Source organism: Enterobacter cloacae complex sp. IR5441 (assembly GCF_049238215.1).
Lineage (GTDB): Bacteria > Pseudomonadota > Gammaproteobacteria > Enterobacterales > Enterobacteriaceae > Enterobacter > Enterobacter hormaechei_C.
The window spans coordinates 79,949-101,219 of the sequence record NZ_JBMKIA010000005.1 but is presented as its reverse complement, the minus strand read 5'-3'; the positions used below and the strand labels follow the sequence as shown (position 1 = coordinate 101,219).

The 21,271-nt window shown below is 58.2% G+C and carries 22 protein-coding genes and 1 riboswitch; of the genes, 10 read left to right on the top strand and 12 right to left on the bottom strand.

All coding sequences use genetic code 11. The features are described 5' to 3' along the window. The first annotated feature begins 111 nt into the window (after positions 1-111). Genes cecR through ACOTX5_RS08490 form a run of 5 tightly spaced genes read left to right on the top strand, consistent with a single transcriptional unit; the run spans position 112 to position 5,800 of the window. Complete coding sequence (gene cecR / locus ACOTX5_RS08510) at positions 112-789, top strand: transcriptional regulator CecR (RefSeq protein ID WP_017384928.1); 678 nt, start codon at positions 112-114, stop codon at positions 787-789. Further along, positions 786-1,781, top strand: a complete 996-nt coding sequence (gene hlyD, locus ACOTX5_RS08505; protein WP_023296152.1) for a secretion protein HlyD — start codon at positions 786-788, stop codon at positions 1,779-1,781. The genes cecR and hlyD overlap by 4 nt, the downstream gene beginning before the upstream one ends. Further along, positions 1,774-3,513, top strand: coding sequence for an ATP-binding cassette domain-containing protein (locus ACOTX5_RS08500; protein WP_045911440.1), 1,740 nt, complete (start codon positions 1,774-1,776; stop codon positions 3,511-3,513). The genes hlyD and ACOTX5_RS08500 overlap by 8 nt, the downstream gene beginning before the upstream one ends. Further along, on the top strand, positions 3,503-4,636 hold the full coding sequence (locus ACOTX5_RS08495; RefSeq protein ID WP_045911441.1) for an ABC transporter permease: 1,134 nt from the start codon (positions 3,503-3,505) through the stop codon (positions 4,634-4,636). The genes ACOTX5_RS08500 and ACOTX5_RS08495 overlap by 11 nt, the downstream gene beginning before the upstream one ends. A 57-nt stretch (positions 4,637-4,693) precedes the next feature. Continuing rightward, positions 4,694-5,800, top strand: coding sequence for an ABC transporter permease (locus ACOTX5_RS08490; protein WP_017384932.1), 1,107 nt, complete (start codon positions 4,694-4,696; stop codon positions 5,798-5,800). Here ACOTX5_RS08490 and ACOTX5_RS08485 read toward each other — a convergent pair. Continuing rightward, entirely contained in the window at positions 5,762-6,172 is a 411-nt protein-coding gene (locus ACOTX5_RS08485) for a YbhQ family protein (protein WP_003858499.1), read from the bottom strand. The two genes, ACOTX5_RS08490 and ACOTX5_RS08485, sit on opposite strands and share 39 nt — an antisense overlap. Before the next feature lie 133 nt (positions 6,173-6,305). Here ACOTX5_RS08485 and ACOTX5_RS08480 point away from each other — a divergent pair, with 133 nt between their 5' ends. Genes ACOTX5_RS08480 through ACOTX5_RS08470 form a run of 3 tightly spaced genes read left to right on the top strand, consistent with a single transcriptional unit; the run spans position 6,306 to position 9,264 of the window. Beyond that, a complete protein-coding gene (locus ACOTX5_RS08480) occupies positions 6,306-7,067 on the top strand; it encodes an endonuclease/exonuclease/phosphatase family protein (RefSeq protein ID WP_017384933.1) in 762 nt (253 codons plus the stop codon). Then, complete coding sequence (clsB, locus tag ACOTX5_RS08475) at positions 7,064-8,302, top strand: cardiolipin synthase ClsB (protein ID WP_015571079.1); 1,239 nt, start codon at positions 7,064-7,066, stop codon at positions 8,300-8,302. The genes ACOTX5_RS08480 and clsB overlap by 4 nt, the downstream gene beginning before the upstream one ends. After that, positions 8,302-9,264, top strand: a complete 963-nt coding sequence (locus ACOTX5_RS08470; protein WP_015571080.1) for a lysylphosphatidylglycerol synthase domain-containing protein — start codon at positions 8,302-8,304, stop codon at positions 9,262-9,264. The genes clsB and ACOTX5_RS08470 overlap by 1 nt, the downstream gene beginning before the upstream one ends. Positions 9,265-9,353: 89 nt before the next feature. Here ACOTX5_RS08470 and ACOTX5_RS08465 read toward each other — a convergent pair whose 3' ends face one another. From ACOTX5_RS08465 to moaA, 6 genes are all read right to left on the bottom strand, one after another. Continuing rightward, on the bottom strand, positions 9,354-10,061 hold the full coding sequence (locus tag ACOTX5_RS08465) for a Bax inhibitor-1/YccA family protein (RefSeq protein ID WP_015571081.1): 708 nt from the start codon (positions 10,059-10,061) through the stop codon (positions 9,354-9,356). 58 nt (positions 10,062-10,119) lie between these two features. Then, positions 10,120-10,572 carry a molybdopterin synthase catalytic subunit MoaE gene (moaE, locus tag ACOTX5_RS08460; protein WP_015571082.1) on the bottom strand — a complete coding sequence of 151 codons (453 nt, stop codon included), beginning with the start codon at positions 10,570-10,572 and terminating at the stop codon, positions 10,120-10,122. Between the two features lies 1 nt (position 10,573). Continuing rightward, positions 10,574-10,819, bottom strand: a complete 246-nt coding sequence (moaD, locus tag ACOTX5_RS08455) for a molybdopterin synthase sulfur carrier subunit (protein WP_003858510.1) — start codon at positions 10,817-10,819, stop codon at positions 10,574-10,576. Next, positions 10,812-11,297, bottom strand: coding sequence for a cyclic pyranopterin monophosphate synthase MoaC (moaC, locus tag ACOTX5_RS08450; RefSeq protein WP_017384934.1), 486 nt, complete (start codon positions 11,295-11,297; stop codon positions 10,812-10,814). The genes moaD and moaC overlap by 8 nt, the downstream gene beginning before the upstream one ends. Before the next feature lie 3 nt (positions 11,298-11,300). Next, entirely contained in the window at positions 11,301-11,813 is a 513-nt protein-coding gene (gene moaB / locus ACOTX5_RS08445; protein WP_015571084.1) for a molybdenum cofactor biosynthesis protein B, read from the bottom strand. Positions 11,814-11,837: 24 nt separating this feature from the next. Next, complete coding sequence (gene moaA, locus ACOTX5_RS08440; protein ID WP_017384935.1) at positions 11,838-12,827, bottom strand: GTP 3',8-cyclase MoaA; 990 nt, start codon at positions 12,825-12,827, stop codon at positions 11,838-11,840. After that, positions 12,815-12,948: riboswitch (molybdenum cofactor riboswitch) on the bottom strand. It overlaps the preceding gene by 13 nt. Positions 12,949-13,174: 226 nt before the next feature. On the opposite strand from moaA, the gene yvcK reads away from it, so the two are divergent. Further along, positions 13,175-14,083, top strand: coding sequence for a uridine diphosphate-N-acetylglucosamine-binding protein YvcK (gene yvcK, locus ACOTX5_RS08435; RefSeq protein WP_017384936.1), 909 nt, complete (start codon positions 13,175-13,177; stop codon positions 14,081-14,083). 78 nt (positions 14,084-14,161) lie between these two features. On the opposite strand, the gene uvrB is transcribed toward yvcK, so the two are convergent. Beyond that, complete coding sequence (uvrB, locus tag ACOTX5_RS08430) at positions 14,162-16,177, bottom strand: excinuclease ABC subunit UvrB (protein WP_023303330.1); 2,016 nt, start codon at positions 16,175-16,177, stop codon at positions 14,162-14,164. A gap of 748 nt (positions 16,178-16,925) precedes the next feature. On the opposite strand from uvrB, the gene ACOTX5_RS08425 reads away from it, so the two are divergent. Next, positions 16,926-17,648, top strand: coding sequence for an ABC transporter ATP-binding protein (locus tag ACOTX5_RS08425; protein WP_017384938.1), 723 nt, complete (start codon positions 16,926-16,928; stop codon positions 17,646-17,648). Here the strand turns inward: ACOTX5_RS08425 and bioD are convergent. Genes bioD through bioB form a run of 4 tightly spaced genes read right to left on the bottom strand, consistent with a single transcriptional unit; the run spans position 17,611 to position 21,238 of the window. Next, positions 17,611-18,312 carry a dethiobiotin synthase gene (bioD, locus tag ACOTX5_RS08420; protein ID WP_023303329.1) on the bottom strand — a complete coding sequence of 234 codons (702 nt, stop codon included), beginning with the start codon at positions 18,310-18,312 and terminating at the stop codon, positions 17,611-17,613. The two genes, ACOTX5_RS08425 and bioD, sit on opposite strands and share 38 nt — an antisense overlap. Next, positions 18,305-19,060: a malonyl-ACP O-methyltransferase BioC gene (bioC, locus tag ACOTX5_RS08415; protein WP_015571087.1), complete on the bottom strand. Its 756-nt coding sequence runs from the start codon at positions 19,058-19,060 to the stop codon at positions 18,305-18,307. The genes bioD and bioC overlap by 8 nt, the downstream gene beginning before the upstream one ends. Further along, on the bottom strand, positions 19,044-20,201 hold the full coding sequence (bioF, locus tag ACOTX5_RS08410; RefSeq protein ID WP_045911442.1) for an 8-amino-7-oxononanoate synthase: 1,158 nt from the start codon (positions 20,199-20,201) through the stop codon (positions 19,044-19,046). The genes bioC and bioF overlap by 17 nt, the downstream gene beginning before the upstream one ends. Beyond that, positions 20,198-21,238 carry a biotin synthase BioB gene (bioB, locus tag ACOTX5_RS08405; RefSeq protein ID WP_017694116.1) on the bottom strand — a complete coding sequence of 347 codons (1,041 nt, stop codon included), beginning with the start codon at positions 21,236-21,238 and terminating at the stop codon, positions 20,198-20,200. Before bioB ends, bioF begins: the two co-directional genes overlap by 4 nt. Between the last annotated feature and the right edge of the window lie 33 nt (positions 21,239-21,271).

The following is a 21,271-nucleotide window of genomic DNA, read 5'->3' as shown; positions in this document are numbered from 1 at the left end:
AGTGTAGCAGCTTTTGTGACGTGGCGCATAAAATATCCCCGGCGATGACTCGACGTTTGCGCAAATCAGGCATAATCTTAATCAATCGATTGATTAATTTTTAATGCTGCTATGAATACAACCCCAACGACAACCAAAGGCGAACAGGCGAAAAGTCAGCTTATCGCCGCCGCGCTAGCGCAGTTTGGCGAGTATGGTCTGCATGCCACCACGCGGGATATCGCCGCTCAGGCCGGGCAGAATATTGCGGCCATCACCTACTATTTTGGCTCAAAAGAGGATTTATACCTCGCTTGCGCCCAGTGGATCGCGGATTTTATCGGCACCAGCTTTCGCCCGCACGTGGAAGAAGCCACCGCGCTGTTCAGCCAGCCAGAGCCTGACCGGGCTGCCATCCGCCAGCTGATCCTTAACGCCTGTCACAACATGATCCGCCTGCTGACGCACGACGATACGCTGAACCTGAGCAAATTTATCTCCCGCGAGCAGCTCTCCCCCACTACAGCGTACCAGCTGGTGCACGATCAGGTGATCGCCCCGATGCACAGCCATCTGACCCGGCTGATCGCCGCCTATACCGGACGGGACGCCAGCGATACCGACACCATTTTGCATACCCACGCCCTGCTGGGCGAAGTGCTCGCCTTCCGTCTGGGGCGTGAGACCATCCTGTTACGTACGGGCTGGACACAATTCGATGAGGATAAAGCCGCGCAAATTAGCCAGGTCATTACCTGTCACGTTGATCTGATCCTGCAAGGCTTAACGCAAAGGAGCCAGAAGTCATGAAAAAACCTGTCGCCATCATTCTGGTGGTTGTTGTGTTACTTGCTGCGGGAATCGGTGGCTGGCTGTGGTATCAGAGCCAGCAGGATCGTGGCCTGACGCTGTACGGCAACGTGGATATCCGCACCGTGAACATGAGCTTCCGCGTCGGCGGACGGCTGGCCTCGCTGAACGTTGACGAAGGCGATGCCATCAAAGCCGGGCAGACGCTGGGAATGCTGGACAAAGCCCCGTTTGAGAACGCGCTGATGCAGGCAAAAGCAGGCGTCTCCGTCGCACAGGCGCAATACGACCTGATGCTGGCGGGCTACCGTGACGAAGAGATCTCCCAGGCGGCCGCTGCCGTTAAGCAGGCAAAAGCCGCCTATGACTATGCGCAGAATTTCTATAACCGTCAGCAAGGCTTATGGAAAAGCCGTACTATTTCCGCCAACGACCTGGAAAACGCGCGCTCATCCCGCGACCAGGCACAGGCGACGCTGAAATCTGCCCAGGATAAGCTAAGCCAGTACCGCACCGGTAACCGTGCGCAGGACATTGCCCAGGCGAAGGCCAGCCTTGAGCAGGCGCAGGCGCAGTTAGCCCAGGCGGAGCTGGATCTGCACGACACCACGTTAGTCGCCCCGTCTGACGGCACGCTGATGACCCGCGCCGTGGAGCCGGGCAGCATGCTCAGCGCGGGCAGCACCGTGTTAACGCTCTCCTTAACCCGTCCGGTGTGGGTGCGCGCTTACATTGATGAGCCAAATCTGGGCCAGATGCAGCCGGGCCGCGAACTGCTGCTCTATACCGACGGTCGCCCGGACAAGCCGTATCACGGCAAAGTGGGCTTCGTCTCCCCTACCGCCGAGTTCACGCCAAAAACCGTTGAAACCCCGGACCTGCGTACCGACCTGGTGTATCGCCTGCGCATCATCGTCACCGATGCGGACGACGCGCTGCGTCAGGGCATGCCTGTTACCGTGACCTTAAACGACGGGGAACGACATGAATGATGCGGTTATCCAGCTCAACAATCTGGTCAAACGCTTCCCGGGAATGGCTAAACCGGCGGTCGCGCCGCTGAATTGTACGATTCAGAAAGGCTATGTGACCGGGCTGGTGGGGCCGGACGGCGCGGGTAAAACCACGCTGATGCGGATGCTGGCGGGATTGCTGAAGCCGGATGAAGGCAGTGCCAGCGTGCTTGGCCTCGATCCGATCAAAGACGACGCGGCGCTCCACGGCATGCTCGGCTATATGCCGCAGAAGTTTGGTCTGTACGAAGATCTGACGGTAATGGAAAACCTCAACCTGTATGCCGATCTGCGCAGCGTTACCGGCGAAACCCGGCAGAAAACCTTCCAGCGTCTGCTGGCGTTTACCTCCCTCGGCCCGTTCACCGACCGGCTGGCGGGCAAACTTTCCGGCGGGATGAAGCAGAAGCTGGGGCTGGCCTGCACGCTGGTGGGCGAACCGAAGGTGCTATTGCTGGATGAACCCGGCGTGGGCGTGGACCCGATTTCCCGCCGCGAGCTGTGGCAGATGGTGCACGAGCTGGCGGGTGACGGCATGCTGATCCTCTGGAGTACCTCTTACCTTGATGAAGCAGAGCAGTGCCGCGACGTGCTGCTGATGAATGAAGGCGAACTGCTCTATCAGGGCGAACCCACCGAGCTGACGCAAACCATGGCCGGGCGCAGTTTTCTGCTGCACAGCGCGCAGGAGTCCAACCGCAAGCTGCTGCAACGGGTACTGAAGCTGCCGCAGGTGAGCGACGGGATGATTCAGGGCCGTTCGGTGCGCGTGATCCTCAAAAAAGAGACTACCGCCGACGATATCCGCCGTGCGCAGGGTATGCCTGAGATCGACATGACAGAGACCGCGCCGCGCTTTGAAGATGCGTTTATCGATCTGCTGGGCGGGGCGGGAACCTCAGAATCACCGCTTGGCGCCATCCTGCACACGGTGGAAGGCACGCCGGGCGAAACGGTCATTGAAGCGAAATCGCTCACCAAAAAATTCGGCGATTTCGCCGCCACCGATAACGTCAATTTTGCCGTGAAGCGCGGCGAGATATTTGGCCTGCTCGGGCCGAACGGCGCGGGGAAATCCACCACCTTTAAAATGATGTGCGGCCTGCTGGTACCGACCTCCGGCAAAGCGCTGGTGCTGAACATGGATCTCAAAGTCAGCTCCGGCAAGGCGCGCCAGCACCTGGGCTATATGGCGCAGAAGTTTTCGCTCTACGGCAACCTGACGGTGGAGCAAAATCTGCGATTTTTCTCCGGCGTCTATGGCCTGCGGGGACGGGCACAGAATGAGAAGATCGGCCGCATGTGCGACGCCTTCGGCCTGACCGATATCGCCTCACACGCTACCGACGCTCTGCCTCTTGGCTTCAAACAGCGGCTGGCGCTGGCCTGCTCACTGATGCACGAGCCGGATATCCTGTTTCTTGATGAACCGACTTCAGGCGTGGACCCCCTCACCCGCCGCGAATTCTGGCTGCATATCAATAGCATGGTGGAAAAAGGCGTGACCGTGATGGTCACCACCCACTTTATGGACGAGGCAGAGTATTGCGACCGCATCGGGCTGGTCTATCGCGGCAAGCTGATTGCCCACGGCACCCCGGATGACCTGAAAGCGCAGGCCGCCGACGACGCGCAGCCAGACCCGACCATGGAGCAGGCGTTTATCACCCTCATCCACGACTGGGATAAGGAGAATGCCCATGCACAGTAATGCGATTTCGTGGCGCAGGGTGCGCGCGCTATGCATTAAAGAGACGCGCCAGATCGTGCGTGACCCCAGCAGCTGGCTGATTGCGGTGGTGATCCCCCTGCTGCTGCTGTTTATTTTCGGCTACGGGATTAACCTCGACTCCAGCAAGCTGCGGGTCGGGATTTTGCTGGAGCAGCAGAGCGAAGAGGCGCTGGACTTCACCCACGCCATGACCGGCTCGCCCTACATCGATGCCGCCATCAGCGACAACCGGCAGGAACTGATCCAGAAAATGCAGGCCGGAAAAATTCGCGGTCTGATCGTCATTCCGGTCGATTTTGCCGCCAATATGGCACGCCCGGGCGCCGATGCGCCAATTCAGGTGATCACCGACGGCAGCGAGCCGAACACCGCCAACTTCGTGCAGGGCTACGCGGAGGGTATCTGGCAGCTCTGGCAGATGCAGCGCGCCGAAGACCGGGGGGAGGAGTTTGAACCGCTGATTGACGTGCAGACGCGCTACTGGTTTAACCCCGCCGCCATCAGCCAGCATTTTATTATTCCGGGGGCGGTCACCATCATCATGACGGTGATTGGCGCGATCCTCACCTCGCTGGTGATCGCCCGCGAATGGGAGCGCGGCACCATGGAGGCGCTGCTCTCGACCGAAGTGACGCGCGTCGAGCTGCTGCTCTGCAAGCTGATCCCCTACTACTTCCTCGGCATGCTGGCGATGCTGCTGTGTATGCTGGTCTCGGTATTTATTCTTGGCGTGCCGTACCGCGGCTCGCTGGTGCTGCTGTTCTTTATTACCAGCCTGTTTTTGCTCAGCACGCTGGGGATGGGACTGTTAATTTCCACCATCACCCGCAACCAGTTTAACGCCGCACAGGTGGCGCTTAATGCCGCCTTCCTGCCGTCGATTATGCTCTCCGGCTTTATCTTCCAGATAGACAGTATGCCGGCGGTGATCCGCGCCGTGACCTACATCATTCCGGCGCGCTACTTTGTGAGCACCCTGCAAAGCCTGTTCCTGGCGGGAAATATTCCGGTGGTGCTGATTATCAACACCCTGTTTTTGCTGGCGTCGGCGGTGATGTTTATCGGGCTGACGTGGATGAAAACGAAAAGAAGATTAGATTAGCCATCGGATTTTGTAGGTCGGGTAAGCGCAAGCGCCACCCGACAGGAGGACGACGCGATGTTTCACCGTTTATGGACATTGATCCGCAAAGAGCTGCAATCCTTGCTGCGCGAGCCGCAGACCCGCGCCATTCTGGTGCTGCCGGTGCTGCTTCAGGTTGTACTGTTTCCGTTTGCCGCCACGCTGGAGGTCACCAACGCCACCATCGCCATTTACAACGAAGACAACGGCAAGCATTCCGTCGAGTTGACGCAGCGTTTCGCCCGCGCCAAAGCCTTTACCCATGTCCTGCTTCTGGAAAGCCCGCAGGCGATCCAGCCCACCATCGACACGCAGAAAGCATTATTGCTGGTGCGCTTCCCGGCGGACTTCTCCCGCAACCTGGACACATTCCAGACCGCGCCGATGCAGCTGATCCTCGACGGACGTAACTCCAACAGCGCCCAGATTGCGGCGAACTATTTGCAACAGGTGGTGAAGGATTACCAGCAGGAGCTGATGGCAGGCAAACCCAAACCCAACAACAGCGAGCTGGTGGTGCGCAACTGGTACAACCCGAACCTGGACTATAAATGGTTTGTGGTGCCGTCATTAATCGCCATGATCACCACCATTGGCGTGATGATTGTCACCTCGCTGTCCGTGGCGCGCGAACGTGAGCAAGGTACGCTGGATCAGCTGCTGGTCTCACCGCTCGCCACCTGGCAGATATTTGTCGGCAAGGCGGTGCCGGCACTGATTGTCGCGACGTTCCAGGCCACCATCGTGCTGGGAGTGGGAATATGGGCGTACCAGATCCCGTTTGCCGGATCGCTGGCGCTGTTTTACTTCACGATGGTAATTTACGGCCTGTCGCTGGTGGGGTTTGGGCTGCTGATTTCCGCGCTCTGCTCAACGCAGCAGCAGGCGTTTATCGGGGTGTTTGTCTTTATGATGCCGGCGATCTTGCTTTCAGGGTACGTTTCGCCAGTGGAGAACATGCCGGTGTGGTTACAGGATTTGACGTGGATAAACCCGATTCGTCACTTCACGGATATCACCAAGCAAATCTATCTGAAGGATGCGAGTCTGGATATTGTGTGGGGAAGTTTGTGGCCGCTACTGGTCATCGCGGCCACAACGGGCTCAGTGGCCTATGCGATGTTTAGACGAAACATCGCGTAGTTTTTTCTCTTTGGTGAGCAATGACACCACCGCAGGCCCTGCGAGGATAGCCAGACCCGCCAGGGCCAGCAGCAGGTTGTTTTGCAGCACGCGTGACAACAGCCACAGGACGATCATTGCCGCACCAAAATACCAGGTGGTGGTGAGCTCTTCGAGCACATCACCCACTTCACGCCAGCGCGCGTCGTGGTGACGCTGTAAAAACAGCATCGACAGCACGGTCACGCCGTAAACCACGCATAACCCTAAGCCGACACGCACCAGCGTGCCGCTCATCCAGCCCATCACCAGTACGGCCACGACCAGTAAATGCAACATTATCTGCCAGCAACTCAAACCGGTTGCGACACGAACGCGTTGTTGCCACTTCATGGCTTCTCTCCTGAAGGATTTTTCTCTGCTAATTCAGACTACCGCACTTTACGGAAAATTCCGTAACGCCGCATCTTTTTGTGACGCCTACTACACTTTATTTTCATCGGGATAGTCACCCAGGAAGGTGTTTATGAGCAAAAAAACGCAGCATTTCTCGCTTAAGGTGCTGACGATAAACATTCATAAGGGCTTCACAGCATTTAACCGCCGCTTCATTTTACCGGAGCTGCGCGACGCGGTACGCACCGTCAGCGCCGATATTGTCTGCCTCCAGGAGGTCATGGGCGCGCACGAAGTGCACCCGATGCATTTCGAAAACTGGCCCGACACGCCCCACTACGAGTTTCTGGCGGATACCATGTGGAGCGACTACGCCTACGGGCGCAATGCGGTCTACCCGGAGGGGCATCACGGTAACGCGGTGCTGTCGCGTTTTCCTATCGAGCATTATGAGAACCGCGACGTCTCCGTTGGCGAGAGCGAAAAACGCGGGCTGTTATACTGTCGTATCACCCCCCCGGCGCTCGATTTTCCCATTCATGTGGGCTGTGTTCATCTTGGCCTGCGTGAAGCCCACCGTCAGGCCCAGCTACAGATGCTGGCAGACTGGACCAATGCGCTGCCGGAGGGCGAGCCCGTAGTAGTGGCCGGTGATTTCAACGACTGGCGACAGCGGGCCAACCATCCGCTGAAGGTGAAGGCGGGGCTGGAGGAGATCTTTACCCGCTCACGCGGTCGTCCCGCGCGGACGTTTCCGGTGCGCTTCCCCCTGCTGCGCCTTGACCGCATTTACGTAAAAAATGCCCACGCCAGCAGCCCGACGGCGCTGGCTTTACTCAACTGGCGACATCTCTCCGACCATGCCCCACTCAGCGCGGAGATCCACTTATGAAATGCACATGGCAGGAAGGTAACCGTATTACGCTGCTGGAAAATGGCGATAACTTTTATCCGGCGGTTTTTGAGGCGATTAGCCACGCACAGCAGAAAGTCTTTCTGGAAACGTTTATCTGGTTTGAAGACGACGTGGGCAGGCAGTTGCACAGCGCACTGCTGCATGCCGCCCGTCGCGGTGTAAAAATCGAGGTTCTGCTCGACGGATATGGTTCGCCGGATCTCAGCGACGAATTTGTTAACGAGCTCACCGCCGCAGGGGTGGTGTTCCGCTATTACGATCCCGGCCCGCGTCTGTTCGGCATGCGCACCAACCTGTTCCGTCGAATGCACCGCAAAATTGTGGTGGTGGATGAAACGGTGGCCTTCGTTGGCGGCATTAACTACTCCGCCGAGCATATGTCGGATTACGGTCCCGAAGCTAAACAGGACTACGCGATCCGTATCGAAGGACCGGTGGTTCAGGACATCCAGCTGTTCGTGCTGGAAAACTTACCCGGCAAAGAGGCCGCTCGCCGCTGGTGGCGACGCCGTCATCGCCCGGAAGAGAACCGCAAGCCCGGCGAGGCGCAGGCGCTGTTCGTCTGGCGGGATAACGAGGAGCACCGGGACGATATCGAGCGTCATTACCTGAAGATGCTGGCGAATGCGAAGCGCGAGGTGATTATCGCCAACGCCTATTTCTTCCCCGGTTACCGGATTTTGCACGCCATGCGCAACGCGGCCCGACGCGGCGTGAGCGTGAAGCTTATCGTGCAGGGTGAGCCCGATATGCCGATTGTGAAGGTGGGCGCGCGTCTGCTCTATCGCTATCTGGTCAAAAGCGGCGTGCAGATCTATGAATATCGCCGCCGCCCGCTGCACGGCAAAGTCGCCGTGATGGATGACCACTGGGCGACCGTTGGCTCCAGCAACCTCGATCCGCTGAGCTTATCGCTCAATCTGGAAGCGAACCTGATCATCCACGATCGCCAGTTTAATCAGACCCTGCGCGATAACCTTCAGGGACTTATCAATAAAGACTGCGTGCGTGTGGATGAGTCTATGGTGCCAAAACGGAGCTGGTGGAACGTGGGCATCGGCGTGGTGGTGTTCCACTTCCTGCGCCACTTCCCGGCCATGGTGGGCTGGCTGCCCGCGCATACGCCGAAACTGGCGCTGGTGGATCCGCCTGTGCAACCCGAAATGGAAACCCAGGACCGCGTAGAGGCGGAAGATGGAGGGAAAACCTGATGTCGAAATCTCATCCTCGCTGGCGGCTGGCGAAAAAAATCCTGACCTGGCTGTTCTTCATTGCCGTCGCGGTCCTGCTGGTGGTGTATGCCCAAAAGGTGGACTGGGAAGAGGTGTGGAAAGTTATTCGCAACTACAACCGGACAGTCCTGCTGGGGGCCGTTGGGCTGGTGATTGTGAGCTACTTGATGTACGGCTGCTATGACCTGCTGGGACGTGCCTACTGCGGACATAAGCTTGCCAAACGGCAGGTTATGCTGGTGTCATTCATCTGCTATGCCTTTAACCTGACGCTGAGCACCTGGGTGGGCGGGATTGGTATGCGCTATCGCCTGTACTCCCGCCTTGGCTTACCGGGCGGCACCATCACGCGTATTTTCTCCTTAAGCATCACCACCAACTGGCTGGGGTATATCCTGCTGGGCGGGGTGATTTTCACCATCGGCGTGGTGCAGCTGCCTGCGCACTGGTACATCGATGAGGCTACCCTGCGCATCCTGGGCATCGTACTGCTGCTGATCATCGCCGCCTACCTGTGGGCCTGCGCCTTTGCCAAACGTCGTCACATGACCATTAAAGGCCAGAAGCTGGTGCTGCCGTCATGGAAGTTTGCCGTCCTGCAAATGGTGGTTTCCAGCGCTAACTGGATGGCGATGGGGGCCATTATCTGGCTGTTGATTGGCGAAGATGTGAACTACTTCTTCGTGCTGGGCGTGCTGCTGGTAAGCAGTATTGCCGGGGTGATTGTGCATATTCCGGCGGGTATTGGCGTACTGGAAGCGGTGTTTATCGCGCTGCTTGCGGGGGAGCATGTGTCTCACGGGACGATTATCGCCGCCCTGCTCGCGTACCGCATGATCTACTACTTCCTGCCGCTGGCGCTGGCAACGGTCTGTTATCTGGTGCTGGAGAGTCGGGCGAAGAAGCTGCGCGCGAAGAATGAGAGGATGTTAGCGAAGTGAATAAGTCGGGTGGCGGCTTCGCCTTACCCGACCTACGGTTCGCCTTTCGTAGGCCGGGTAAGGCGAAGCCGCCACCCGGCATAACAATCCTAGCGACGGTTGCCAAAAATACGCAGCAGCATCAGGAACAGGTTGATGAAGTCCAGATAAAGCGTCAGCGCGCCCAGAATCGAGTATTTGCGCAGGTTTGAACTGTCGCGAACATCAATTTGTTCACCGATGTTTTTCAGCTTCTGGGTGTCATAGGCGGTTAAGCCCACGAAGATCACCACCCCGATATAGGTCACCGCCCACATCAGCGCGTCACTCTTCAGCCACAGGTTCACCAGCGACGCCAGCACGATCCCTATCAGCCCCATAAACAGCATGTTGCCGAAGCCGCTCAGGTCACGTTTGGTGGTGTACCCGTACAGGCTCATCACACCGAACATCCCGCCGGTCACCACAAAGGTGCTGGCGATGGAAGAGTAGGTGTAAACGATGAAAATACTGGAAAGCGTCAGCCCGGTCAGCGCCGAATAGAGCATAAACAGCGTGGTCGCCATACCCGCGCTGAGCTTGTGCACCAGCCCGGAGAGCACGAACACCAGCGCCAGTTGCGCAATAATCAGCCCAAAGAAGGTGATTTTGCTTGAGAAGATAAACATCATCAGTTCAGGCGTGTTTGCCGCATACCACGCGATAAACGCGGTAAGCAGCAGGCCAACCGTCATCCAGCCATACACCTGAGCCATGTAGGTTTGCAGCCCGCTACGGGTCTGCTGAACTATCGAATCGGAACGCGGAAATCGGTCCATGATTCACTCCTGATTAAGTAAACACACACGTTAAGAGTAACACATCCGCGTAAACCAACTACCAACGGCTGGCGGCATGTTTATCGCTGTCGCGTGATTCCACCCAGCGCTCACCTTCCGGCGTCGCTTCACGCTTCCAGAACGGCGCTTTGGTTTTAAGGTAATCCATGATGAACTCCCCCGCCGCAAAAGCACTCCCGCGATGGGCGCTGGTGACGCCGACAAACACAATCTCTTCGCCGGGCCACATTTCGCCGATGCGATGGATAACCGTAACGCGCCCTAGTGGCCAGCGGCCTCGCGCCTCTTCCACAATGGCCGCCAGCGATTTTTCGGTCATTCCCGGATAGTGCTCCAGCGTCAGCGCTTTTACGCTGTCGCCGAGATTATGATTACGCACTTTCCCGGTAAACGTCACGACCGCGCCGTCTTCGTCGCGCCCGGCCAGCCAGTCATATTCCGTGCCCACGTTAAAACGCTCATGGCCGACCAGAATTCGGGTTTCCGTCATCTTAACCCCCTGTGACCGGCGGGAAGAAGGCCACTTCGTCCCCATCGGCCAGCGGGTGGGTCAACTCCACCAGCGTCTGGTTCACGGCGGCCAGCAGTTTGCCTTCGTCCAGCGCCAGCGCCCAGCGGTCGCCTTGCGCCGCCAGATGCGCACGCAGGGCGGCGACATTTTCGAAAGAGCCGTCCAGCGTCAGGCTGTCGGTATTGACCAGCTCACGGACCTGGGCAAAAAAGAGCACCTTAATCATGGCTTTCCACCTTAAAATCACCGGATTTGCCGCCGCTTTTTGCCAGCAGACGCACCGGGCCAATCACCATATCTTTCTGTACCGCTTTACACATGTCGTAGATGGTCAGCGCCGCCACGGAGGCCGCCGTCAACGCCTCCATCTCCACGCCGGTTTTCCCGGTTAAGCGGCACAGGGACTCGATACGCACACGGTTATGCGCCGGCTGCGCCTGCAAATTTACCTCCACTTTGCTGAGCATCAGCGGATGGCAGAGCGGGATGAGGTCCCAGGTACGTTTAGCGGCCTGAATACCGGCGATGCGGGCGGTGGCAAACACGTCACCCTTGTGATGGCTGCCGTCGATAATCATCGCCAGCGTCTCCGGCAGCATGGTGACGAACGCTTCAGCACGCGCCTCGCGCACCGTTTCGGCTTTGGCGGAGACATCCACCATATGCGCTTCGCCAGCGGCGTTTATGTGGGTCAGTTGTGACATAGCTTATTTCTTTAAATGGGGATGAAAATTACACGGACGGGTACGGGCATCCAGCTGCGGGGCAATAATGTTTTCCCACGCGGTGCGGCAGGCTTTGGTCGACCCCGGCATGGCGAAGATCAGCGTCTTATTCGCCACCCCCGCGACGGCACGGGACTGAAGCGTAGAGGTGCCAATCTCTTCAAAGGAGAGCATGCGGAACACTTCGCCGAAGCCTTCCACTTCGCGATCGAACAGCGGGAGCAGCGCTTCCGGTGCCTGGTCGCCTGCGGTAAAGCCGGTGCCGCCAGTGATCAGCACCACCTGGACGTCATCACCCGCAATCCACTGTGAGACCTGAGCGCGAATGGCGTAACGGTTTTCTTTGACGATCGCTTTATCAACAATCTGGTGTCCGGCTTCGTGTGCCGCCTCGCGCAGCCAGTGGCCAGAGGTATCATCCTCTTCACCACGACGTTCGGAAACGGTAAGAATAGCAATGCGTGTCGGGATAAATTCCGCGCTTACCTGACTCATCTTCTGGTTCCTTCTAAAGCCTGATTACCCGCCGATATAGGACAGGTTCTGAGTAATGCCGGTGTTGCCCTGATGCAGGAAATGGGTCTGCTTTTTGTGCGTCAGCGCCTCGGAAATACGTGCTTCAAGCGCGTCCTGCTGGGCGTCATCTTCCAGCAAATCGCGTAGATCGACGCCGCCATCCCCGAACAGGCAAAGATGGAGCTTGCCGACGGAGGAGACGCGCAGGCGGTTGCAGCTGGCACAGAAGTCTTTTTCATAGGGCATGATCAGGCCGATTTCGCCTTCATAATCCGGATGACAAAAGACCTGCGCCGGGCCATCGCTGCGCTGGCGGATCTGGTGGATCCAGCCGCGTTTCAGCAGTTCGTCGCGCAGAACCATGCCGGAGATATGATGGCGACGGAACAGCTCGCTACCCTCCCCGGTCTCCATCAGCTCAATAAAACGCAGTTGAATGCGGCGCGGTTTGATCCACGCCAGGAAAGTGTCCAGCTGATGGTGGTTCACATCACGCATCAACACGGTATTGACTTTGACCTTGTCGAAACCGGCGGTGAACGCGGCATCGATGCCGTCCATCACCTGCTGGAACTTATCCTGGCCGGTAATGGCGTGGAACTGACGGGCGTCCAGGCTATCGACGCTGACGTTGATCGCCGTCAGCCCCGCATCGCGCCAGTTCGCCACGTCACGCGCCATGCGGTAACCGTTGGTGGTCACCGCGATCTGGCGGATACGTTCGTTTTCACGCACGGCGGCAATGATGTCAGGGAAATCACGGCGCAGGGAGGGCTCTCCCCCGGTAAGACGCACTTTTTCCGTGCCAAGTTCAGAGAACGCGCGCGTGACGCGGCGTACTTCATCCACGGAGAGAAAGCCATTATTGGTGACGCTGCCCGGCTTGTAGCCATCGGGCAGGCAGTAGGTGCAACGGAAGTTACACACGTCGGTAATCGACAAACGTAAGTAGAAAAACTTACGCGCGAAAGCATCAGTAAGTTGTGAAGCCATGTACACCTTTCCAGATCGGGAGGCACAGTCATTTCTTTCTGTACCCTGGTGGCAAATCCGCCACGGCCAGGGCGCCATATCTCTCGACACAGGCGCCAGGGCTAGAGTGTATGTTTTCAGTTTTGAAAACGGGGTTATGGCGATAGTAGCGTGGAAATCGCCACTTCGCCATTGTCGCTTTTCGCTATATAAATTTATATATAACGATGTTATTGTGCATTTTCACTACAGAATACGCAAAAACAGCGCTTTCGCATTGATATACGTCATTATGGTTTGTGAGAGGCATCGTCTTTTAGGAGTAGTTGCGTTACTGTGACGCAAGCTTAACAGGATAAGGAATAGGTATGCGCAATCGCACTTTTGCGGATCTGGACCGCGTGGTCGCTCTTGGCGGAGGTCACGGTCTGGGACGCGTGATGTCGTCGTTATCGTCACTGGGCTCGCGCCTGACGGGCATCGTGACAACAACGGACAACGGCGGCTCAACCGGGCGGATCCGACGCGCTGAAGGCGGGATTGCCTGGGGTGACATGCGCAATTGCCTCAACCAGCTTATCACGGAGCCTAGCGTGGCCTCGGCGATGTTTGAGTACCGTTTTGGCGGAAATGGTGAACTTTCAGGCCATAACCTTGGAAATCTGATGTTAAAGGCGTTGGATCACCTGAGCGTGCGCCCTCTGGAAGCGATCAATTTAATTCGTAACCTGTTAAAGGTGGATGCATTCCTGATCCCGATGTCCGAACAGCCGGTGGATTTAATGGCGATCGATGCCGACGATCACGAAGTGTATGGTGAAGTGAATATCGACCAGCTTCTTCTTCCGCCAAAAGAGCTAATGACCTACCCCAGCGTACCCGCAACGCGTGAAGCGGTAGAAGCGATTGCCGAGGCCGATCTGATCCTGATTGGGCCGGGAAGTTTTTATACCAGCCTGATGCCGATCCTGCTGGTGAAAGAGCTGGCGCAGGCGCTGCGCAGAACGCCTGCGCCCATGGTCTATATCGGTAATTTAGGCCGCGAACTCAGCCCGGCGGCGGCAAGCCTGTCGCTGGCGGATAAGCTGGACCTGATGGAACAGTACGTTGGTAAGAAAATTATCGATGGTGTCGTGGTCGGGCCAAAAGTGGATGTATCGGGGATTGGCGATCGCGTGGTGGTGCAGGAGCCGCTGGAAGCCAGCGATATTAAATATCGCCACGACCGCCATCTGCTGCGCGAGGCGCTGGAAAAGGCGATTCAGGCATTAGGTTAGGTTCGTTTTGTGCGGCCTGATGCCCTCACCCCGGCCCTCTCCCACAGGGAGAGGGAGAAAACGCCACCGGGCAAAAAACTACGATGCCGCAATAAACAGATCCCGCAGCTGATGCAACTGATCGCGGATTTGCGCGGCCTCTTCGAACTCCAGGTTCTGCGCATGCTGCATCATCTGCCCTTCCAGCTCGTGGATCTTCTGCTGCAACGCTTTCGGCGTCAGCGCGACGGTATCCTCTTCCACCACTGAACGGGCCTTGCTGCGGCCTTTCGCTTTGGTCTTCGCAATGTTCTGACCCAGCGCCAGGATATCCACCACCTTCTTGTTCAGCCCCTGCGGCGTGATGCCGTGCTCTTCGTTGTAGCGCTGCTGCTTCTCACGACGACGTTCCGTTTCGCCAATCGCTTTGGCCATCGACGGGGTGATTTTATCCCCGTACAGGATCGCCTTCCCGTTGACGTTACGCGCGGCGCGGCCAATGGTCTGGATCAGCGAGCGCTCGGAACGCAGGAAGCCCTCTTTGTCCGCGTCCAGAATCGCCACCAGCGACACCTCAGGCATATCCAGCCCTTCTCGCAGAAGGTTAATACCGACCAGCACGTCGAACTCGCCCAGACGCAGATCGCGGATGATCTCCATACGCTCCACGGTATCGATATCCGAGTGCAGATACCGCACCTTCTCGCCGTGTTCTTCCAGATACTCCGTCAAATCTTCCGCCATACGTTTGGTGAGCGTGGTAACCAGCACGCGCTCGTTGATGGCGGAGCGGGCACGTATTTCCGAGAGCAGATCGTCCACCTGCGTCGCCACCGGACGCACCTCGATAATCGGATCCAGCAGCCCGGTCGGACGCACCACCTGGTCCACCACGTCATCACCGGATTTTTCCAGCTCGTAGTTGCCCGGCGTGGCCGATACGTAGATGGTCTGCGGAGCAAGCGCCTCAAATTCTTCAAACTTCATCGGACGGTTGTCCAGCGCTGACGGCAGTCGGAACCCGTACTCCACCAGCGTCTCTTTACGCGCGCGGTCACCGCGGTACATCCCGCCGATCTGGGGGATCGTAACGTGGGATTCGTCGATCACCAGCAGGCCGTCCGCCGGAAGGTAGTCAAACAGCGTCGGCGGCGCTTCGCCCGGCCCGCGCCCGGAGAGGTAGCGCGAGTAGTTTTCGATGCCGGAGCAGTAGCCCAACTCGTTCATCATCTCCAGATCGAACTGGGTACGCTGGCTCAGGCGCTGCTCTTCCAGCAGCTTATTGTTCGCCAGTAGCACCTTGCGGCGGTCCGCCAGCTCGGTTTTGATCTCTTCCATCGCCTGCACAATACGCTCGCGCGGCGTTACATAGTGCGTTTTCGGGTAGATGGTGAAGCGCTGGATCACCGACTCGACGTGACCGGTCAACGGATCGAACAGCGACAGGCGTTCAACCTCTTCGTCGAACAGCTCCACGCGCAGCGCCATATCGTCCGACTCCGCCGGGAAGATATCAATCACCTCGCCGCGCACGCGGAAGGTCCCGCGCTGGAACGCCTGATCGTTACGGGTGTACTGCAACTCCGCCAGACGGCGCAAAATCGCACGCTGATCGATGATCATCCCCTGCGTCAGGTGCAGCATCATCTTGAGATAGAGATCCGGATCGCCCAGGCCGTAGATCGCCGACACCGAGGCCACCACCACCACATCACGACGCTCCAGCAGCGCCTTGGTCGCCGACAAACGCATCTGCTCGATATGTTCGTTCACCGAGGCATCTTTCTCGATAAACGTGTCGGAGCTGGGAACGTAGGCTTCCGGCTGGTAGTAGTCGTAGTAGGAGACGAAATACTCCACCGCGTTTTCCGGGAAGAACTCTTTCATCTCACCATACAGCTGCGCCGCCAGCGTTTTGTTCGGCGCGAGAACCATCGTTGGACGCTGGAGATCGGCAATGACGTTGGCAATGGTGAAGGTTTTGCCCGAACCGGTAACCCCCAGCAGGGTCTGGTGCGCCAGCCCGTCCTCCAGCCCCTCTTCCAGGCGACGAATAGCCTCGGGCTGATCCCCGGAAGGACGGAAAGCAGAATTCAGTTTAAACGGTTTACTCATGGGCGACGACCTGATGACAGAATAAGCGGCAGGTGAGTAATTTTACTCGTTGTGGCCAGGATTGCCAGTAAAAAACACTGGATGAAAAACCAGTAGCGTGTCAGGATATTTAGCGTAGCGCAGAGAGGATTAGTGCGTTCGCGAGCCAAATTTCGACTGTGACAAAATAAAACACCAGCCTCAGGGGGTTATCCCCAGAACTATTACTTTTTTAACATTTGTCAAGGGCGGTTATGAAAGTTTTATGGCAACAGGTCTCGCTGGCGTTGAGGGAATTGCTTTTATCTAATTCGTTAAAAAATAAAGACTAATTTATTAAGCCGCGTTTCGCATCAATTTGGTTGTAACCCGCGTATTCTCTCGCTTATCGCGGGTTTTCTAACTCTAATGCACAAGGTTATCCACAGGAATAGTGGATAACTGCCTCCAGCCCGTACAGCATGCACTCCAGCAAATTCCCGGTTTTTCCCACGAAGCGGCAGTAAAAAATTTTTATCACTCTTTTTTGCCTGGAAAACGTTCATTTTTTCATAAGCGACTGGCGAGATCTTAATCACAATTCTGTCATTTCTCCTGCACCACAATTCGACATACGCAGCACCGGGAGTGTGCAATTCGTATAAACGTTCAGCTTTTGATAGTGAGTTATTCCTAAAAATGGCCTTTTTTTAATCATTATGAAGTTCCTGGCAGGCGTTTTGCAGACATCACTCTGTGCATCACCCCACACATTTTTAAGGAGAGAAAGATGTTGAGTCTGCGTGCTGTAAATCAGTTTTACGGAAGCCAACATACGCTATGGAACGTGAATATCGATTTCCCGCAAGGCATCTGTACGGGCATTGTTGGCCTGCCTGGCATGGGCAAATCCACGCTTATGAACTGCATTACCGGAAAGGTGCCCGTCGAGAGCGGCACCATCATCTGGCATGAGGCTGGCGCGCCGCCGCATAACTTGCTCAGCCCTGCGTCCGCATTCCCGGCGCCGCCGACGATAGGCTACGTCCCGCAGGATCGGCGAATATTTTCCCAGCTGACCGTCGATGAAAATCTGCATATCGCTATGCGGGCGACGGGGAAACCCGATCCGGCATCAAAAAGTGACGTGTATGCCCTGTTTCCGGAGCTCTATCCGCTGCGACAGAGCCGTGCCTCTGCGCTGTCCCCTGACGACCAGTATCAGCTGGCCCTCGCCAGTGCGCTGGTTAATCGTCCGCGCGTGTTGATTCTGGATGAGCCCATGCATGGCGCAGGGCACGGTTTCGCGCGCAGGCTGGGGCAGTTGCTGGTGCGGTTGAATCGGGAGCTGGGAATGACGGTGCTGTTAGCGGAGCAACAGCTGTCGTTTATCCGCCGGGTAGCGGATCGTTTCTGCATGCTCTATCGCGGACGTAACGTGGCACAGGGCCACGTTAACGAGCTGGATGACGACCTTATTGCGCACTGGATGGCGCGGGACATAAGGCGCTGAGGTCGAGATAGCGTCCGGTTTCCGCCTGCTCTGCGCCGTCGGCAAGCCACGGGATCTCGCCGAGAAACGGCGCAGGCAGCACCCGCTTCAGCGTCGCCAGATACTCAGCATGACGTTTACCCGGCGCTACCACGTCATTGGCAATCCACCCTGCCAGACGCAACCCGGCCTGCTGCACGGCCTGGGCGGTCAGCATGGCGTGATTGATACAGCCAAGCTTCACGCCAACCACCAGAATGACCGGAAGCTGCTCGGCCTGCACCCAGTCAGCAAATGTCTGCTCGTCGGACAGCGGGGTAAACCAGCCGCCAGCCCCCTCCACCAGCACCCAGTCGGCCTGTGTTTCCAGGACGCGTAACCCGGAAGAGAGCACCGAAAAATCAATCGGACGATCTTCATCGACGCTGACGATGTGCGGCGAGGTGGGTTCAGCAAAGGTATAGGGGTTCACCGCAGAATAGGCCAGCGTAAGGCTGCTGTTACGCTGTAGCGCCAGCGCATCGGTATTACGTAAGCCTTCCGGCGTCATCTCGCTGCCGGAGGCTACGGGCTTATACCCGGCCGTAGTTTTCCCCAGCAGACGCGCCGCCTGCAACAGCGCGGCGCTGGCAACCGTTTTACCGACTTCAGTGTCCGTGCCGGTAACAAAATAACGTTCAGTCACGTTCAATAATCCCATGAAAAAGATGATAAGAGAGCGGGAACCGGCCCCGCTCCTGCGGCCAGGCCAGCTCGAGACGCTGGAGTTGGCCGCGGGTAAGGGGTTTCTTCTCCCGTCCGGCGTGCAGGTGCGTCGCGCCTATGCCCTTAAGCGATCGCATGGCGCTTAGCGCATCGCTAAATTCGAGGGTGACGGTCTGGACCACGCTGCGATAGCGCCAGCCTGCCAGCGCCTGAGTGACCTGTTGGTGCGAGAGAAACCGGTTGGCGTGCGGCTGCGCATCCACTGCCCTCCACGCCTGATTCAGCTCTGGCAACGAACTTTCCAGCAGGGTGGTAAAGGCCACCGCTCCGCCGGGCCGCGCCACGCGGTATAGCTCGCGTAGGGCCTGCGGCAGGCTGGCGCACCACTGCACCGCCAGATGGCTCCAGACGAGGTCAAACAGCGCATCCTCCAGCGGGATGGCCTCGATATCGGCCACCAGATAACGGTCTGCTGACTGCTGCTGGCGGGCCTCATCCAGCATCTGCGCGGATAAATCCAGCGCCGTGACGTGGCTACCCGTTGCGCGCCAGTAGCGGCTATTGCCGCCAGGCCCGCAGCCAGCGTCGAGCACCTGCGCAAAACGCCCCTCACCGAGCGCGGCCAGCAGCCCGCGGGCGCTCAGGCGTTGCAGCTCATCGTGCTGTGAATAGCTTTGCGCTGCCCGGCCAAACGCGGCGGCAACGGCCTGTTTATTGACAGGAGACATACAGTGCCTCCAGAAGCGTATCGATATCCTGCGGCTCGTGCGCTGCCGTGAGCGTCAGACGCAAGCGCGCGGTGCCTGGCGGCACGGTGGGTGGGCGGATCGCCGTGACCCACTGCCCGCGCTCTCGTAGCGCCTGTGCCAGCATCAGCGCCCGATGGTTTTCACCCACAATCACGGGCTGAATGGCGCTGTGCGAGTCGGTAAGCCGGTAAGGCAGTGCGCTTACCCCCCGGCGAAAACGCTGAATATGGTCGGCCAGGCGCGCCCGGCGTTCAGCGCCGTCTTCGCCGCGGATCACCGCAAGCGACGCAGAGAGCGCCACGGCCTGCGCCGGGGGCATGCTGGTGCTGTAGATCAGGTGCCGGGCGAACTGCACCAGGTAATCGGCCACCGGCTCGCTGCACAACACCGCGGCGCCGCTGACGCCAAAGCCTTTGCCGAAGGTGACCACCAGCAGTTCCGGCCTGACGCGTTGCTGGTGCGCGCTTCCGCGCCCCTCCTCGCCGGTGACGCCAATGCCGTGGGCATCGTCGACCAGCAGCCAGGCGTTCTGCTGTTTTGCGACGTCATGCAAGGTGGCAAGGGGCGCGCTGTCGCCGTCCATGCTGAATACCCCTTCCGTCACCGCCAGCTGAAGCCCTGAACAGGGTTTACCCAGCAGGACGTTCAGCTGAGAGGCATCGTTATGGGCAAAACGCCGCAGCTGCGCCGGGCTGAGACTGGCCGCTTCAAGCAGGGACGCGTGGCTCAGGCGGTCCGCGATGATGCGGTCGTCTTTGCCCATCAGGGCGGCAATCACCGCCTGATTCGCGGCAAAACCGGAGATAAACAGCAGCGCCCGCGGGTAGCCCAGCCAGTCGGCCAGCTCTTCCTCCAGCGCCTGATGCGCCGTGGTGTAGCCGCTGACGTGCCCGGAGCCACCGCTGCCCACGCCGTAACGATCCGCGCCCTGCTGCCAGGCGCGAACGATCTGCGGGTGCTGGCTCAGGCCCAGATAATCGTTGCTGGAGAAATTACAGAACCGCTCTCCTTTCCGGGAGAGAAAACGGCCTGCACCGTTTTCCACTACCCTGCGCACCCGAAACGCATCCGCCGCCCGCCGCTCGTCGAGCGCGGTCCTGATACGTGCCTGCCAGGTCATACGGCTGCCGCGTTGTAGAACTGGTCGGTGTCGGCGTTAAAAATCTGCTGCTCCAGCTGCTGCTGTTGCTCGTTATCCCCCGCCTGTACCTCGGTCTGGTGTGGGTTCAGCCCCAGCTTGCGGAACAGCTGGACATCTTTGTCCTCTTCCGGGTTTGGCGTGGTCAGCAGTTTGCAGCCGTAGAAGATGGAGTTGGCCCCGGCCATGAAGCACATCGCCTGGGTCTGCTCGCTCATCTGCTCGCGACCGGCAGAGAGGCGAACGTAAGAGGTCGGCATCATAATGCGCGCCACCGCGATGGTGCGGATGAAATCGAAGGCATCCACGTCCTCGTTATCCGCCAGCGGCGTGCCTTTTACCTTCACCAGCATGTTGATGGGCACGCTTTCCGGCGGGGTCGGCAGGTTTGCCAGCTGTAACAGCAGGCCGGCACGATCTTTTACCGTCTCGCCCAGTCCCACGATCCCGCCGGAACAGACCTTGATCCCCGCATCACGCACTTTATCCAGCGTGTCCAGACGCTCCTGATAGGTGCGCGTGGTGATGATGTTGCCGTAGAACTCCGGCGAAGTATCGAGGTTGTGGTTGTAGTAATCCAGCCCCGCCGCCGAGAGACGCTGCGCCTGCTCTTCGTTCAGCGTACCAAGGGTCATGCAGGCTTCAAGCCCCATCGCCTTCACCCCCTTCACCATCTGCTCCAGATAGGGCATGTCGCGGTCATGCGGATTTTTCCACGCCGCGCCCATGCAGAAGCGGGTCGAGCCAGCGTTTTTGGCCTTGCGCGCGGAGTCGAGCACCTGCTCGACTTCCATCAGGCGCTCGGATTCGAGACCGGTTTTATAGCGCGCGCTTTGCGGGCAATATTTGCAGTCTTCCGGGCAAGCCCCGGTTTTGATCGACAGCAGCGTGCTGACCTGAACATGACGCGGATCGAAGTGCTGGCGGTGCACCTGTTGCGCCTCAAACATCAGCTCCAGGAAAGGTTTGTTAAATAATTCAGTGACTTGCGACATCGTCCAGCGTGCGTGGTGAGCCATCGGGCTTCTCCAAAGGGTTTTGTTAATTGTCGG

Excerpts from the sequence above, each read along its gene's own strand:
- clsB (WP_015571079.1), top strand. The coding sequence starts at position 7,064 with ATGAAATGCACATGGCAGGAAGGTAACCGTATTACGCTGCTGGAAAAT.
- uvrB (WP_023303330.1), bottom strand. The coding sequence starts at position 16,177 with ATGAGTAAACCGTTTAAACTGAATTCTGCTTTCCGTCCTTCCGGGGAT.
- ACOTX5_RS08480 (WP_017384933.1), top strand. The coding sequence starts at position 6,306 with ATGAGCAAAAAAACGCAGCATTTCTCGCTTAAGGTGCTGACGATAAAC.
- moaD (WP_003858510.1), bottom strand. The coding sequence starts at position 10,819 with ATGATTAAGGTGCTCTTTTTTGCCCAGGTCCGTGAGCTGGTCAATACC.
- moaA (WP_017384935.1), bottom strand. The coding sequence starts at position 12,827 with ATGGCTTCACAACTTACTGATGCTTTCGCGCGTAAGTTTTTCTACTTA.
- ACOTX5_RS08490 (WP_017384932.1), top strand. The coding sequence starts at position 4,694 with ATGTTTCACCGTTTATGGACATTGATCCGCAAAGAGCTGCAATCCTTG.
- moaE (WP_015571082.1), bottom strand. The coding sequence starts at position 10,572 with ATGACGGAAACCCGAATTCTGGTCGGCCATGAGCGTTTTAACGTGGGC.
- bioF (WP_045911442.1), bottom strand. The coding sequence starts at position 20,201 with ATGACCTGGCAGGCACGTATCAGGACCGCGCTCGACGAGCGGCGGGCG.
- ACOTX5_RS08485 (WP_003858499.1), bottom strand. The coding sequence starts at position 6,172 with ATGAAGTGGCAACAACGCGTTCGTGTCGCAACCGGTTTGAGTTGCTGG.
- bioB (WP_017694116.1), bottom strand. The coding sequence starts at position 21,238 with ATGGCTCACCACGCACGCTGGACGATGTCGCAAGTCACTGAATTATTT.
- ACOTX5_RS08495 (WP_045911441.1), top strand. The coding sequence starts at position 3,503 with ATGCACAGTAATGCGATTTCGTGGCGCAGGGTGCGCGCGCTATGCATT.
- hlyD (WP_023296152.1), top strand. The coding sequence starts at position 786 with ATGAAAAAACCTGTCGCCATCATTCTGGTGGTTGTTGTGTTACTTGCT.
- moaC (WP_017384934.1), bottom strand. The coding sequence starts at position 11,297 with ATGTCACAACTGACCCACATAAACGCCGCTGGCGAAGCGCATATGGTG.
- ACOTX5_RS08470 (WP_015571080.1), top strand. The coding sequence starts at position 8,302 with ATGTCGAAATCTCATCCTCGCTGGCGGCTGGCGAAAAAAATCCTGACC.
- bioC (WP_015571087.1), bottom strand. The coding sequence starts at position 19,060 with ATGTCTCCTGTCAATAAACAGGCCGTTGCCGCCGCGTTTGGCCGGGCA.
- cecR (WP_017384928.1), top strand. The coding sequence starts at position 112 with ATGAATACAACCCCAACGACAACCAAAGGCGAACAGGCGAAAAGTCAG.
- yvcK (WP_017384936.1), top strand. The coding sequence starts at position 13,175 with ATGCGCAATCGCACTTTTGCGGATCTGGACCGCGTGGTCGCTCTTGGC.
- moaB (WP_015571084.1), bottom strand. The coding sequence starts at position 11,813 with ATGAGTCAGGTAAGCGCGGAATTTATCCCGACACGCATTGCTATTCTT.
- ACOTX5_RS08500 (WP_045911440.1), top strand. The coding sequence starts at position 1,774 with ATGAATGATGCGGTTATCCAGCTCAACAATCTGGTCAAACGCTTCCCG.
- ACOTX5_RS08465 (WP_015571081.1), bottom strand. The coding sequence starts at position 10,061 with ATGGACCGATTTCCGCGTTCCGATTCGATAGTTCAGCAGACCCGTAGC.
- ACOTX5_RS08425 (WP_017384938.1), top strand. The coding sequence starts at position 16,926 with ATGTTGAGTCTGCGTGCTGTAAATCAGTTTTACGGAAGCCAACATACG.